General features: G+C 47.4%; 13 protein-coding genes. 7 read left to right on the forward strand and 6 right to left on the reverse strand.

Annotation, left to right across the window (positions count from 1 at the left end; all coding sequences use genetic code 11):
* Positions 1-54: 54 nt before the first annotated feature.
* Positions 55-1,023 carry a manganese-dependent inorganic pyrophosphatase gene (locus tag H0Z19_RS02015; RefSeq protein WP_290723297.1) on the reverse strand — a complete coding sequence of 323 codons (969 nt, stop codon included), beginning with the start codon at positions 1,021-1,023 and terminating at the stop codon, positions 55-57.
* 205 nt (positions 1,024-1,228) lie between these two features.
* On the opposite strand from H0Z19_RS02015, the gene H0Z19_RS02020 reads away from it, so the two are divergent.
* From H0Z19_RS02020 to H0Z19_RS02035, 4 genes are all read left to right on the forward strand, one after another.
* Positions 1,229-3,181 carry a (Fe-S)-binding protein gene (locus H0Z19_RS02020; RefSeq protein WP_290723298.1) on the forward strand — a complete coding sequence of 651 codons (1,953 nt, stop codon included), beginning with the start codon at positions 1,229-1,231 and terminating at the stop codon, positions 3,179-3,181.
* A 68-nt stretch (positions 3,182-3,249) separates the two neighbouring features.
* Positions 3,250-4,431, forward strand: a complete 1,182-nt coding sequence (locus tag H0Z19_RS02025; protein ID WP_290723300.1) for a hypothetical protein — start codon at positions 3,250-3,252, stop codon at positions 4,429-4,431.
* Between the two features lie 12 nt (positions 4,432-4,443).
* The gene (locus H0Z19_RS02030) at positions 4,444-5,916 is read left to right on the forward strand and encodes a flippase activity-associated protein Agl23 (protein ID WP_290723302.1); all 1,473 of its coding nucleotides are present in this window, start codon (positions 4,444-4,446) and stop codon (positions 5,914-5,916) included.
* A gap of 40 nt (positions 5,917-5,956) precedes the next feature.
* Complete coding sequence (locus H0Z19_RS02035) at positions 5,957-6,226, forward strand: hypothetical protein (protein ID WP_290723304.1); 270 nt, start codon at positions 5,957-5,959, stop codon at positions 6,224-6,226.
* On the opposite strand, the gene H0Z19_RS02040 is transcribed toward H0Z19_RS02035, so the two are convergent.
* From H0Z19_RS02040 to H0Z19_RS02055, 4 genes are read right to left on the reverse strand one after another with little or no spacing between them, the layout of a single operon-like run.
* Entirely contained in the window at positions 6,218-6,724 is a 507-nt protein-coding gene (locus H0Z19_RS02040) for a tRNA (cytidine(56)-2'-O)-methyltransferase (protein ID WP_290723306.1), read from the reverse strand. The genes H0Z19_RS02035 and H0Z19_RS02040 overlap by 9 nt on opposite strands.
* Complete coding sequence (locus H0Z19_RS02045) at positions 6,706-7,443, reverse strand: thiamine pyrophosphate-dependent enzyme (RefSeq protein ID WP_290723307.1); 738 nt, start codon at positions 7,441-7,443, stop codon at positions 6,706-6,708. Before H0Z19_RS02045 ends, H0Z19_RS02040 begins: the two co-directional genes overlap by 19 nt.
* Entirely contained in the window at positions 7,431-9,029 is a 1,599-nt protein-coding gene (locus H0Z19_RS02050; RefSeq protein WP_290723308.1) for a 2-oxoacid:acceptor oxidoreductase subunit alpha, read from the reverse strand. The genes H0Z19_RS02045 and H0Z19_RS02050 overlap by 13 nt, the downstream gene beginning before the upstream one ends.
* A gap of 7 nt (positions 9,030-9,036) precedes the next feature.
* Entirely contained in the window at positions 9,037-9,936 is a 900-nt protein-coding gene (locus tag H0Z19_RS02055; RefSeq protein ID WP_290723310.1) for a diacylglycerol kinase family protein, read from the reverse strand.
* A gap of 47 nt (positions 9,937-9,983) precedes the next feature.
* Here H0Z19_RS02055 and dapF point away from each other — a divergent pair, with 47 nt between their 5' ends.
* Positions 9,984-10,832 carry a diaminopimelate epimerase gene (gene dapF / locus H0Z19_RS02060; protein WP_290723312.1) on the forward strand — a complete coding sequence of 283 codons (849 nt, stop codon included), beginning with the start codon at positions 9,984-9,986 and terminating at the stop codon, positions 10,830-10,832.
* The gene (locus tag H0Z19_RS02065; protein ID WP_290723315.1) at positions 10,822-11,553 is read left to right on the forward strand and encodes an MJ0144 family RNA dihydrouridine synthase-like protein; all 732 of its coding nucleotides are present in this window, start codon (positions 10,822-10,824) and stop codon (positions 11,551-11,553) included. Before dapF ends, H0Z19_RS02065 begins: the two co-directional genes overlap by 11 nt.
* Here the strand turns inward: H0Z19_RS02065 and H0Z19_RS02070 are convergent.
* Positions 11,535-12,443 (reverse strand): dihydroorotate dehydrogenase, encoded by a 909-nt coding sequence (locus H0Z19_RS02070; RefSeq protein ID WP_290723317.1) that lies wholly within the window; start codon positions 12,441-12,443, stop codon positions 11,535-11,537. The genes H0Z19_RS02065 and H0Z19_RS02070 overlap by 19 nt on opposite strands.
* Positions 12,444-12,522: 79 nt before the next feature.
* On the opposite strand from H0Z19_RS02070, the gene H0Z19_RS02075 reads away from it, so the two are divergent.
* On the forward strand, positions 12,523-14,091 hold the full coding sequence (locus H0Z19_RS02075; protein WP_290723319.1) for a GTPBP1 family GTP-binding protein: 1,569 nt from the start codon (positions 12,523-12,525) through the stop codon (positions 14,089-14,091).
* Positions 14,092-14,131 lie beyond the last annotated feature (40 nt).

Here is a 14,131-nt window from a genome sequence, read left to right on the forward strand (position 1 = left end):
TTTTAATTTTTTGGTCGTGATAAAATGTTGCAAGCTGTATTTACATCAAAAAAATTAGAGTTCGGCAAAAGCCTTTTCGAGAGGGGGCACAACCTGCTTCTTCCTGCTCATCACTCCGTCAAGCCAAACGCTCTTGCCCTCAAGCTTCTTGCCAAAAGCCTTCTCTACAACCTCCGGATAGTCCGTCACTACAAGCAACTCTGTGCCCTCCTTCATTATGTCCGTGAGCATCAGGAATATTCCTGCGTAGCCTCCTTCTTCTTTCATTTTCTTCATCGTCTCGTATATCTCGTCAATTCTGCTCTCTATCAGCGAGAGGTCGACAAGCTCAATCTGTCCCACTCCCACCTTCTTGCCGGACATGTCAAAGTCCTTGTAGTCTCTCTTGATGATTTCCATCGCCGACAAGTCGTCAACCGCTGAAAGCTTAGACTTGATCTCCACACCAAACTTCGTCAAATCATCAACACCCGCAATCTTGGCAAGCTCTTCCGCAACCTCCTTGTCGAGATCAGTTGTGGTAGCTGACTTGAAAATCACCGTATCGCTGAGGATGGATGACAGCAGAATCCCCGCGATCTCCCTCGTAATCTCAACACCGGTTTTGTCGAAGAGAAGCTTCAGAACGGTAGCGGTGCAGCCAACAGGCAGGTTTACGAAGAGGATTGGTTGTGGAGTGGTTACATCACCAATCTTGTGGTGGTCAACTATCGCCACAACTTCAGCCTTGTCTATGCCTTCTACAGTTTGCGCCTTCTCGCTGTGGTCAACGAGAGCAACCTTCTTCCCCTCACCGTTTGTCATAATCTCAGGAACCTCAAAGCCGAACTTCTCAAGGACGTACTTTGTCTCCGGGTTGACATCTCCCTGAATCACAGGTTTAGCTTCCGCCTCAACTTTCATCATCTTGCTTATATTCCCACCTTCCTTCCACTTGTTCCAGAGGTAGGCGAAGGCAATCGCAGAACAGACGCTGTCCGTATCAGGATTCTTATGCCCAACAACATAAACCACGTGCTCCATAAATAATTGATTTTGTGGTAGGTAATAACATTTTCGAAATTTTTTCAACTACATTGTCCGCTCCTCTAACTCTTTTTTTCCCCGATCTATCATCCTATCCAGCCCGACGTGAGTTCAGCAGACGTTTCGAATAATTCTTAATACTTAATTACAAAAATTTAAAATAACGCAGATGTCTTTCGAAAAATTGCTAGGGGGTGACGAAATGAGCGAACCAACAAGAGAGCTGCTCTGGGGTGTTGAAGAATTCCAAGTGACGCTTCACTACATTGCCTTCATTGTTGCAGGAGTCATTTTCCTCGTCGGTATCTACAGAGTTTACAGAATAATCAGACAGGGCAGGAGAGATGAGAACAGGCTGGATAATCTTCCGAAAAGGGTAATGTGGGTAATAAAAGACGGCTTGCTTCTCCTTAGGCTATTCGCAAGAGAGACCAAAATGGGACTTATGCACTTCTTGCTGCTGTGGGGAATAATCGTGCTCACCATCGGAACCGGCATTTTAACTCTGGCCGACCACACGACGTCCGAGTTTTTCAAAGGGACTTTCTATCTCATACACGAGTTTCTGATGGACATCGCAGGAATTGCATTCATTGCCGGGCTAGTTATTGCAGCAATTAACCGATACGTTCTCAAACCAACAAGATTTCAGAAAACATGGCTTTTTGCAAGGGATGATTCCGCCGTACTGCTCGGACTGCTGGTTGTCGGACTGTTAGGATTTTCTGCTGAGGCTTTAAGGCTTGCAGCAGGTTATCCAGCCTATACAGCGATTTTTGGGGGGCTTCTGGCCCAAATGCTTCCGTTTGACATCAGCTACTACCGTGCAGCTTGGGTTGCACACTCTCTCCTAGCACTCGCTCTAATAGCTGCAGTACCTTACACTAAGCTTCTGCACGCAATTACCGCTCCTCTGAACATTCTCACGAGAACAGAGAGAGTTTCAGCGAGGGAAATTGACGACGAGGAGTATATAGGGGCTATCACGGCAAAAGACCTCCAGTGGAGAGATCTGCTTTCAAGCTTTGCCTGCATGCGTTGTGGTAGATGTCAGGACAACTGCCCGGCCTTTAACTCAGGCACCACGCTTTCTCCGATGTACTTAATGCAGAATTTGAGGAAAGAGCTAACGACAAGCAAAAATGTTGATGAAGTCAACCTCATCGGCGCGGTGCTCGACGACGAGGCTGTATGGGCTTGCACAACATGCAGGGCATGCATGGAGATGTGCCCTGTCTACATAGAGCAGATGGAGATCATCGGAGAGCTTAGGAGGGGATTGGTAGAGAGCGCTGAAACTCCACCTGACATAAGAGATTTCCTGACCAATATACAGAAGCAGAAGAATCCGTGGGGGGAGGCAAAGTTCAAGAGAGACCAGTGGGTGAAGAAGAGTGAAGTTGAGGTGCCAACAGTCAAGAAAAATCCGGAGTTTGAGTGGCTGTGGTTCGTAGGGTGTGGTCATAGCTTTGACAACAGAAACCAGCAGGTTGCAGTAAAGCTTGCAAGGCTTCTGGCAGACATTGGAGTTAACTACGCCATCCTTGGAAGAGAGGAGGGGTGCTGCGGTAACGACGTAAGGAGAGTAGGCGAGGAAGGACTTTTCCAGTTGCTCAGGGAGGAGAACTACTCCACTTTCCAGAAGTACGGAGTTGAGAAGCTCTTTGCGACCTCGCCACACTGCTACAACACATTCAAGAACGAGTATGATGGCATAGAAGTGAAGTACATCCTTGAAGTCCTTTATGACGCGATAAAGACCGGGAAGCTTCAGTTAAGGAATAGAGTCGACAAGAAAGTTACCTTCCACGACCCGTGCTACCTTGGGAGATATAACGGGATGTACGAGCTTCCGAGAGAAATTCTGAAAGCAATTCCTGGCGTTGAGCTGGTGGAGATGCCAAGAAACAGAAACAGGAGCTTCTGCTGCGGAGGCGGGGGAGGCAACTTGGTCAGAGAATATCCTGGCGAAAACAGGCCGAACAACATAAGGGCTGCTGAAGCCGCAGAGACTGGGGCAGAGGTGCTTGCCGTTGCATGTCCTTTCTGCATGATAATGCTTGAGGACGGCGTTAAGGCTGTAGGGGCGGACAAGTCAATGGCAGTAATGGATGTTATAGAGCTGGTTTATCAGTCGGTCTATGGTGAGGAGTAGCTTATTGTTATCATAATTTTTATGAGATTCATCAATAAATTTATTAAGTTGTGAGTTAATATTGACTAATGATTGGCAAAATCGAGGCTGTGGTTTTGTACATGATTTCGGAAGGTGTTGGCAGTATTGAAGAGCTGAAGGCAATCTTACCAATCTCGGAAAAAGAGATCGATGACATTGTTGCCACTCTAGAGCGTGAAGGTTATTTGGAGAATGCAAATGGGCTTAAGCTCACCAAGAAGGGTTTTGAGGTTTTGATGCAGGAAGAAGTTGCCAACACGGTTAGCGAGGTAAGGAAATCCATAGAGAAACTAGCTCCAGACGGAGAATTTGATGAAGAGGCAGTAGAGGAGGCAGTAGGGGAGATTGAAAGATTAGTCTCGGATGAAGAGATAGTGGGAAAGGTTGGGGAGGCAAAGCTCTTTCTGCAAAACCTTGCTATGGTGGAGGAGCGTAATGCCGAACGTGAGAAAGGAGAACTGGGCAAGACCGAAATTGTCATCCTGTACCTGATATCGGAAGGAGTTAACCATTCCCTCGACATCAAAACATTGCTGCCCGTCTCAAGCAAAGAACTTGACACCGTTCTGGAAGAGCTTCAAAAAGAAGGGTACATTGAGAACTCGGATGGGTTAAGGCTCACGAAAAAGGGTTTCGACGTCTTAATCGAAAACTCCAAGGAAGTTGAGGAGTACGTGGAGGAGTATCTCCGAAGAAAGGTAAAGAAAGTTAATGAGGTAAAGAGGCTGATAGAAAAACTCTCCTCTGGAGAGGTGGAGGTCAGAAGCGGAATAAGGTATTATCTCTCCCCTGAGGAGGAAATTCTGTCTCAGTGCAGGGACAGTCTGACTGGATATGAGTTCTACGCAACTAACGCGAGGATTTTGAAGTATAAGGCAACAACTAAGGGGGAGGATTTTGCAGAACTGCCATACTCTGAGGTTGACGGAATTGCTCTCTCAACCAGAAGAGATGTCAGGCTGCTTGTTGGGGGAGGAGCAATAATCGCCCTGGGACTTGTCGTAGGATTTTGGGCATTCCCCCTCATCGGTATTGGCGCTCTCGGCCTCTACTTTTACAGAACCAGTGTTTTCTACGAGTTTGTTGGAAGCGGAGTTGAGAACAGAAAAATTGCCAGAAAGTGGAGGATACTGGATACAGAGTCGAGGGAAGTTCAGGAGTTTGTTAGGTGTGTTAGGGAAGAAATCACAAAAAGGAAGCTGAAGAGAAACCAATATAATTCAACTTAGAATCTTTCCTTCATGAGAAAGACCATTCCAATCATCGCTGTAGTCATAATTGCCGCTTTGATGAGGCTTTACAATTTATCCCTTCCTCCGCTTTTCTTTGATGAGAGTATTCATGCAACCATCCTGAAATCCCTTTTTAACGGAAACTACAAGTACGACCCGGCATATCATGGGCCTCTCCTTTACTACCTGCTTTACGTTCCCGTTCAAACTCTTGGAGAGAGTGAGTTTTCCCTTCGCATCCTTCCCGCTTTAACGGGAATTGTGGTTTCACTAACACCTTTCCTCTACAGAAGGTTTATTGGGGATGATGCGGCTGTTATTGCAGCAATTCTTGTAGCCATCTCGGCCATAATCGTAAACTACTCAAGGTTCTGCAGGGCGGACATATTCCAACTTCTCTTCACCGCCCTGTTCGCTTACTTTATTTTCAGATATCTCGAAAAGGAAAAGAGCCTGACAGATCTCAGAGTGGACAAAGACACTCTCTTTTTAGCGGCAGCATTCGTCTTCATGGCCCTCTTTGCGACCCTTAAGGAGACTTTCTACCCTATCGCTGCGATATTTGCCCTGTATTTCATATTCGACATCAAAAAGTTCAGAGTCTCTGATTTGGCCATCTCGCTTGCAGTATTCTTACTGGTTTATTTTGCCTTTTACACCAACTTGTTCACCTACACCACTCCTCTCACGAATTTTTCAGAGTTTCCGGCGGTGAAGGCAGTAAGCTACTGGAAGTACCAGCATGAAATTGCAAGAATCGCCGGGCCCTGGTATTACTACCTCGAATTAATCCTCCTCTACGACTTACCGGCCTTTTTGCTGGCCATTTTTGCAGTGTACACCATAATTACACAGAGAAAAGAATTTGAAGCCTTTGCTGCCTACTGGTTCCTTAGCTCTCTGATTTTCTTCTCCTACATGCAGGAAAAAGTTCCGTGGCTCAACGTCCACATCCTCTTCCCCATGTATCTTCTGGCGGGAATCGGGATAAGCAGGCTTGCTTCCAGAATCGACAGACAGAAGTTGAAGTGTGTTGTGGTGATTTGCATTCTCTTCTCGGCTTACGGTTCTGTCCACGTTAACCACATCAACCCGGTGAACCCCGCAGAACCCGCACTCTACTTACCCACCCAGTACGATGTTAGGGAGTTTGCAGAGAAAACGAAGAACGAGACTGTTTATGTCTTCACAAGCATTGGCGAGTACTGGCCTCTCGCGTGGTATCTCAAAGACCACAAAGCTTACTTTATATCTGCCAGCGTTGAAGGAAGGATGTTTGAAGAAGGAGACTATATTATTGTCAATACTACAAACGACATGAGGCTCGATAAAACCAACTTGGAGTTCGTAGAGACGATGGTTGTTAGATGCTGGACATTCTGGACACAGCCCGACATCTCGAGAGTTCCGGAATTTCTGGTGTTTAGAGGGCCGCTTACAGACGTTTCGTGCATGAACTTCAGTGTTTACAGGACAAAGTGAAGCTGGCAAAGCTTTTAAAACACCCCTTTCAACAAAGTTCGTGAAGCTCTCGATGGATGAATTTGAAGAATGGCTCAGGGAAAGAGGCTACGATTTGATGATGGGTGAACAGAACTTCAGGATTTACCTTGATTTAGGCTTCTCAGCGTTACTGTTCTACAACAGCAATCTCCTCTTCAGCTTCATTCTTGACAGGATTGGTGTAAAGACCGCTGATGAGCGAGTGCCGGACAGATTGAGGTTTGAGATTGCAAAAAGGCTGAAGAGAATTGAAGCAACCAAGGACAGAATTGAAATAGAGCTAATCTGAAACAACCTTCTTACTCCTCTCGCTCGGAATCACCCTGATTTTTGCGTCTTCAAAACTTATATCAAAGACCTTCCCAAGAACTCTGTCGAGGAAAACCGCCAGAGCAGCAACCTCGCTGTGTGGTTGGGTGCCTATTGAAATGTTCAGGTCGCACATCTCGTACACTTCTGGCGGAACCTTCTCTGCCCCAACAATCACAAGAACTCTGTCAGCTTTCTTTATCCTCTCCACCTTTTGAGGTAAGGGTATGCCGTACATCGTTAGGTGAACTTTCAATCCTTCAAATGTCCTAAGAAGCTTTTTCCAGTTTACCGCCTCGATGAAAAAATCCCCACCCCACCTCTCAACGACATCCCGTACACTTTCAAAGACCGATTTGTCCTCAACGTCGAAATATATCCCCTTCGCCCCGAAGGCCCTTGCAGTCAGGGCGACATGTGTTGAAATGCGCTTATCCCTTTCCGGCCTGTGTCCGAGCCTTAGAACATAGACCTCCATACAGCATCCTCGTAGGTTTCCTTCTCCTCGGCATAAAAAATACCGCATGCCCTGACATCCTCACACTTCCGCATGGCCTCATGAACGCTCTCAGCCTTTTCAACCCAGAAAACCTCTTTGCGGAGATCCCAGAAGTTGTTGAAGCTCACACATGGCTGCAAAACCTCCACAAAAGAAAAGCCCCTGTGCTTCATCGCTCGGTAAAAAACCTCAGCCATTTTCTTCTGTTCTCCGGCAAAGACCCTCGCCACAAAGGTAGCTCCGCTTGCAAGCATTAGCTGGCATGCGTTTATCGGGTACTCTGGATTTCCGTAAGGTGTTGATCTACTCTTTCTGCCTTTTGGAGAGGTAGCGGTAACCTGCCCTGTTGTAAGCCCAAAAACGCCGTTGTTGTGCAGGATTATTGCGATATCTGTGTTTCTTCTCGCTGCATGAACAAGGTGCTCAACACCCTCATTCAGGCCATCACCGTCTCCAGAAAATCCTACAACAATGAGGTTTGGATTTGCGAGCTTTAAACCAGTCAAGAATGGTGGAACTCTACCGTGAATGACGTGAAAACTCGGGAGATTGAGGTAGTCGGAGATTTTTCCGTGGCAGCCTATGCCGGATGACACAGCAACATCGTACCCCTCCTCGATTACCCTCCTACTGGCTTTTTCAAAGGCTTTCAGAATTGCAAAGTTCCCACACCCAGGACACCAGCTTATTCTGCCCATCTCTCAATCTCCCTCCTTATTTCTTCAGGTGTGAACGGCCTACCATCCCACCTGAGAATCCTTTTTACTTCAAGACCTTCAGCCTCAAGCAGTTTCGCGAGAAGTCCTGCGTAGTTGCATTCCACACAGAACATCTCTCCACTGATTTTTGGTAAGAAGAGAGGTCTCATAAACCTGACTGCGGCAACACTGAATCCCAGTTCTTCCGCAACTTCCTTCACAGCCCCAAAATTGCTGCCCCATGTCACAATCCAGTCTTTCCCGTTCTTCATCTCCACAAAAGGCTCAAGGTTTTCAACAACCTTTGCTATTTCTTTCTCTTTCCTCATCCTTTTCGCATACATCTTGGTGGCAATTTCAGCATCATCGGTCGCAAAGCCGTACTCGTCGTGCTCGTTGCTGTTTGCCTTGACCAAAGCTGGGGGCGAAGCGTATGGAGAGATGCCACTCTCAGTTATTTTATACCTCTCGAAAACCTCGCTGCACTTCTCCCTGAAAATCTCCACCTCTTTCTTCACCACGCCTCCAAGCTTTGCTGTGGTATAACTCTCTGTCATGTGCTTCTCAGTCAGAAGTATCGCGGGAGTCTGGAACTCCCAGGCAAGGTTCAGAAGATCTCCGGCAAGTTTGTAAGAGTCCTCAATCGTTAAAGGAGAGGCAACTATGAGTGGAAACTCTCCATGAGCAGGGTTGAGGGCAAAGTAAAGGTCCTGCTGCGCTGTGAATGTGGCCATTCCAGTAGAAGGCCCGCTCCTCTGGGCAAGGATTATCAAAACAGGTATCTCAGCCATTCCAGCAAGACTTATGCTTTCGCTCATTAAGGCGAATCCACCACCACTCGTACCAACTGCAGCCCTCTCACCACCAAAAGCGCTTCCTATGACCATCATAATTGCGGCAATCTCGTTCTCTGGCTGCAGGGCAATGCATCTACTATCCGCAGCAAGAATGTGGAGTATTGGTGAGGCAGGAGTCATGGGGTAGGCATAGTAAAACTTCAACCCTGCATTCAGCATACCCTCGGCAATCGCCTTTGCCCCTGAAACAAGCTCTTTTCTTTCACCAACCCGTTGCATCTGGCCTATGGAAACGTTGAGATCCTCGTAAACGGCTTTAACAGCTTCAATATTTCGTTCGCCCCTCTCACCAAAGCTCTCTCGAATTACTTTCTCCAGCACTTCAATATCAACCCCAAACAATTTACAAAAGACAGAGATAGCAGCAATGTTTCTGGAAACGTCGGGCAGGTTCAACTTCTTTACCGTTTCACTGATTGGAAACTCAACTTTCCTATCATGATCAAGGCTGAAAGATGAATCGCAGATCAACAAACCCCTCAACCTATCAACATGTCTTTCAAAAACGTAATCCTGCAGACATATCAGGGCATCGTAGTAGTAAGCGTGAGAGTCGATCTCCCTCTCTGAAGCTCTCACAACGCTCGCATTATACCCTCCCCTTATTCTTGACTGATATTCCTGATAGACGAAAACACTGTAGCCGAGTTCGCTGAAGATTTTTCCGAGAATTACTCCACCACCTCTGACTCCATCTCCTGCCGCACCGGCGATGCAAACGTTCATCATCTCTTTCTTACCCCTGCCCATTAAAAGGTTTCATTACCTTCACCACATCGTCCTCTATCCTAACCTCCACTTCACCAACACCCAGCGGGTTGCCATCGCAGGAAACTACTTCTTCAGCGCTTATCTTTACAGTTTCATCATCAAAACTGATGGTGGTGGTTACAATTGGTTCTATTCTTCTCAAATCATCCTTCGTGTACGTTGAAACAACTATGCCTTCGCTGATGCAGGCGACAACTCCTTTAAAGCCGAGAAACGCTGATAGGGAAGTACCTCCCGCTATTCCCTTACCGAGGAACCTCATATCTGTCATGCCCACAAATATATTGCCAAAAACACCCTCAACAACCTTATCTCCAACCTCCACCTTAGCCCTGAACTTTCTTGGCCTGGCTATGACTTTTTCACCTTTCATAAAGCTGCGTGCATCCACCTGAACCTTTTTGCCTTCAACAGTGGAGAGTATTGTCGAACCGACAACGACGTCATTGAACGCAACCCTTTCATCCTCCTTAAATTTCACAACCAATCCTCTCATTTCAACCTCCCTGAGCTTCTCGAAGTCTGCCGGACAGAGAGCTGGACTTACGTTAGTTGTTCCGATGCCTATGCAGAGTAAGGGTGTTTTTGGTCTTGCAGAAGCTGCATCGCTTACCGTCCCATCCCCCCCAAACACTGCAATAACGTCCACATTCCCGTCAAGCATTCGCACCAGATTTAAGGTGTCAAGCCTCGTATCTGTCTCCTCCAGATGGATGACCTCCGCCTCAATTCCAAGCATTTTCGCTATCCTGCTCGTCGTAACGAAGTCCCCATCAAGCTTTTTCAGAACCTCAGTTACTTTGGCCTTCTTTGAATCATCAAAGCCTCCGCCAGCGTGAGGATTCAAGACAACTCCAACCTTCACAGAAAAAGTAGCCAAGAACCTTTAAAAGTCTCCCCCATACTAGCTTCATGCGCATAGCCTTTACAAAGATGCACGGCAACGGAAACGACTTCATTTTGATTGATGAGTTCAACGGAGTGGTTGTCAGGGAAGAAGATAAGCCGAGGTTCGTCAGGGCAGTATGCCACAGGAACTTCGGCGTCGGGGCTGATGGTGCACTCTTCGTCCAGCCTTCAGATAAAGCGGACGTCAGGTTCAGGTACTTCAACAGCGACGGCAGCGAGGCTGAGATGTGCGGAAACGGTATCAGGTGTTTCTCCCGCTACGTGGTGGAGGAAGGTTACGCGGGGGAGAGGCTGAAGGTGGAAACGCTCGCAGGGATTCTTGAGCTTGAGGTTACGCGGAATGACGATGGATGGTGGGTTAAGGTTGACATTGGGAAGCCTAAGTTCAAAAAGGAGGAGATTCCCGCAACAGCTGACGTTTGGGGGTATGAGTTCGAGCATGAAGGCAAAAAATTAAGAGTTTATGCTGCCAACACCGGAGTTCCACACGTCGTTGCATTTGTTGACGACCTCGACTTCGACATAATCCCTATGGCGAGAAAAATTAGGTATGCAGAGATATTCCCGGAGGGAACTAACGTAAACTTCGCAAAGGTTGAAGGAGGGAACATTATCAGAATCAGAACGTACGAGCGGGGCGTTGAAGATGAAACGCTCAGCTGCGGGACGGGCAGCGTGGCTGTTGCCGCAATAGCCAACAAGCTCGGCCTTGTTGGAAATACGGTAAATGTGGTGACGAAGGGCGGTTTGCTTAAAATCGATTTGACTGAGGGCACAGCATACATGACGGGCGGTGCAAACAGAGTTTTCGACGGGATTTTAAGGCTCAACGAACTGAAGTATGAGGTTTGAAAACCGCCTCGTTTTATCCGCGATGGCCGGAATAAACAACGCGGATTTTTGCAGAAGGCAGAGGGCAGCATTGGTAATACTCGGAGGATTTAATGCTGACAGAAAAGCTATTGAAGCTGCCAAGAAGGCTGTCAGGAGGGGGAGAAAGGAGTTCCTCTTTGGAATAGACGAGATAGAGAATGAGATAAGAAAGCTTGGGAAAAGGAATTTTGCTGTAAACGTCAGGTCATCATCTCTTGAAGGGTATCTGGAGGCTGCAGAACTCGTGGAAAGCTACGATGGCATTCTTGAAGTAAATGCACACTGCAGACAGCCGGAATTTGTGGAAATTGGATGTGGAGAGTGGTTGCTGTTTCACAGCGGGAAATTGGTGGAGATTGTCAGCCGAGTCTCGAAAATTGTGCCAACGTTCGTGAAAATAAGGGGTGGGCACGAACTGGACTACGAGAGGCTCGCCAAAAAGCTCTTCGATGCCGGATGCCTCGCGATCCATCTGGATGCGATGATTCCGGGAGGTGGGTGTGATTTCTCGCTGATCGAAAGGATGGCGAAGATTGGCAATGTTATAGGAAACAACTCCTTTGTCGACATTGAAAGCGGGGAGAAGATCATCAGGTCGGGAGCAAAGATGGCTTCCGCGGCAAGGGCAGTTCTGAAAGATGAAAACTTTTTTGAAAAAATGCTGAAAAGTCCTTTGCTCTCTCAGCCAGTTGAGTTATGAGCGATACCGACAAGGTCAGAGATAGTACATTCTCTTGCTCTCGCAAAAGCTATCAGACTCTCCTTTAGACTGTAGAAGATTCTTCGGCTGTAATAGACTGCTGAACCTATCTGCACAGCCTTTGCCCCCGCCATGATGAACTCAAGAACATCCTCAAAACTTGTAATGCCTCCACAGCCGATTATCGGAACTTCAACCTCCTTGTAGAGGTCGTAAACGCATTTTAAGGCAACTGGCTTTATTGCTGGCCCGCTGACACCACCCGAAATGTTGCTTAGAACGGGCCTTCCTGAAAGAATGTCTATCTTCATCCCCCTGAGCGTGTTGGAGATGACTACTCCATCCACTCCTGCATCTTCGAGAGCTTTCGCAAGGCGTATGTAGTCGTGCAAGGCTGAGAGCTTTGCAAAAACCTGATGACTCGTTTTCCTCTTCAGCTCCTCGACTATTTCCGATGAGAGTTCCAAATCCATCCCCAGATCAAGACCAGCCCCCTTCACGTGCGGACAGCTCAGATTGAGTTCGTAGCCGTGTAGATATGGTAAAGCAGAGTCGAAAATTCTGACAAGCTCCACGAACTCATCAACGGAGTATCCGTAAAGGCTCACAATAAGGGGGGATTCGTTCGTGTAATCTTTCAACTCTTCAGCAAAGTCTCTTGCAGCAGGCGAGGCGAGGCCAATTGCATTTATCAGACCGCATCTCCAGTTGACAACCGTCGGGTTCCTGTAGCCTTCCCTCTCCTCCAGCCCAACCGACTTCGCAACAACTGCCCCAGCATCTCTCGCAATAAGATTAAGAGAGTGAACTTTACTACCCAAAATCCCGCTTGCGAGCATGAGAGGGTTTTTCATCCTCAGACCGCCAATCTCCGTTTCCAGCGGATTCATTGTGTTTATTCTGCACAGACATTAAAAAGGTTTGGTGATTAACTGGAAAAAATTAAATCCCGAACCGAGAAATTTAATTGTGGAAAAAATCCTCAAACTCTTGGAGAGAGGAGAAGGAGAGAACGTAGAGTTCAAGGAGTTTTTAAACTCCTTCCACCTGAGAGAGGGAAGATTCAGGCAGCTTGCCTGCCAGATGAACCACAGGATTATAATGGGCAAGGGCGTGGCTCTCTACGTTGTCGGCGTTTCTGACAGCGGGGAGCTTAAAGGACTTGACGACAAAAAGTTCTCTGAAACTCTTGAAGTTTTAGAAAAGCTTGCTGAAGAAATTGAGGCTGAGATAACCTCCGTTGAGCGATACGAAGTTAATGGGAGCTATGTTGGTGTTGTGGAGGTCAGGAAGCCGAAGGCAAAGGAGCACATCCTTATTGGTACTGCAGGACATGTTGACCACGGCAAATCAACGCTTGTTGGCTGCCTAATCACCGGAAAACCTGATGATGGTGATGGAGCAACGAGGGTTTACCTCGATGTTCTTAAGCACGAAATAGAGAGGGGGCTGAGTGCCGAAATAAGCTTTGCAGTATTCGGATACAGGGATGGAGAAGTCCTCAGAATGAAAAATCCAACCAGCAAGACTGAGAAGGCAATGGTTGTGGAGACTGCAGACAAGCTGGTAAGCTTCGTTGATACAGTCGGGCATGAGCCGTGGCTCAGAACAACCATCAGAGGTCTGCTGGGGCAGAAGGTCGATTACGGCCTTCTCGTGGTTGCCGCGAACGATGGAGTGATGAGAACGACCAAGGAGCATCTTGGGATTATGCTTGCAATGGATTTGCCCGTCATTGTAGCAGTGACGAAGGTCGATATGGTCGACGACGCTAAGCTAAACCAGGTTTTGAACGAGATATCCGCAGCTCTCAGAAGGGTGGGAAGGGTGCCAACCGTTCTGAAATCAAAGCTCGATGCCAAGAAAGCTGCTGAGATGCTCAACACCAACAAGCTTCTTGTCCCCATCATCATAACCTCTGCAGTAACGCTGGAAGGTTACGACATCCTTGAGGAGATTCTTCTGCACCTGCCAAAACGCTACACGTCAGATGCCGACTTCCTCATGTACATAGACAAGATTTACAGAGTAACAGGGGTCGGGACGGTTGTTAGCGGGAGTGTGAAAAGCGGAGAGCTTGTTGAAGGGGAGGAGGTTTACATAGGCCCTCTACAAGATGGCAGCTTCAGGAAGGTAAGGGTTCAGAGCATAGAGATGCACCACTACAGGATAGACAAAGCCAAGCCCGGAGACATAGTCGGGGTGGCGTTAAAGGGTGCGAGATACGATGAGCTAAGAAGGGGGATGGTAATAAGCAAAAAGGAGCCGAGAGCAGTCTGGGAATTCGAAGCTGAGGTGTACGTCTTTACCCATCCAACTCTAATCAGTGCAGGTTACGAGCCTGTTATGCACGTTGAAACAATCTCGGAGACTGTGACATTTGTGGAGATGGATCGAGATTATCTCAAGTCGGGAGACAGGGGAGTTGTGAGAATGCGGTTTAAATACTACCCCCACTTCGTTTACGAGGGGCAAAAGTTCATCTTCAGAGAGGGGAGGAGCAAGGGAATGGGGGAAATTATCAGGATTCTCCGTTGAGTTTCATAATAGTTTGACTTTTTATAAATTCTTCAATTTT

This window comes from Archaeoglobus sp. (genome assembly GCF_017656475.1).
GTDB lineage: Archaea > Halobacteriota > Archaeoglobi > Archaeoglobales > Archaeoglobaceae > Archaeoglobus.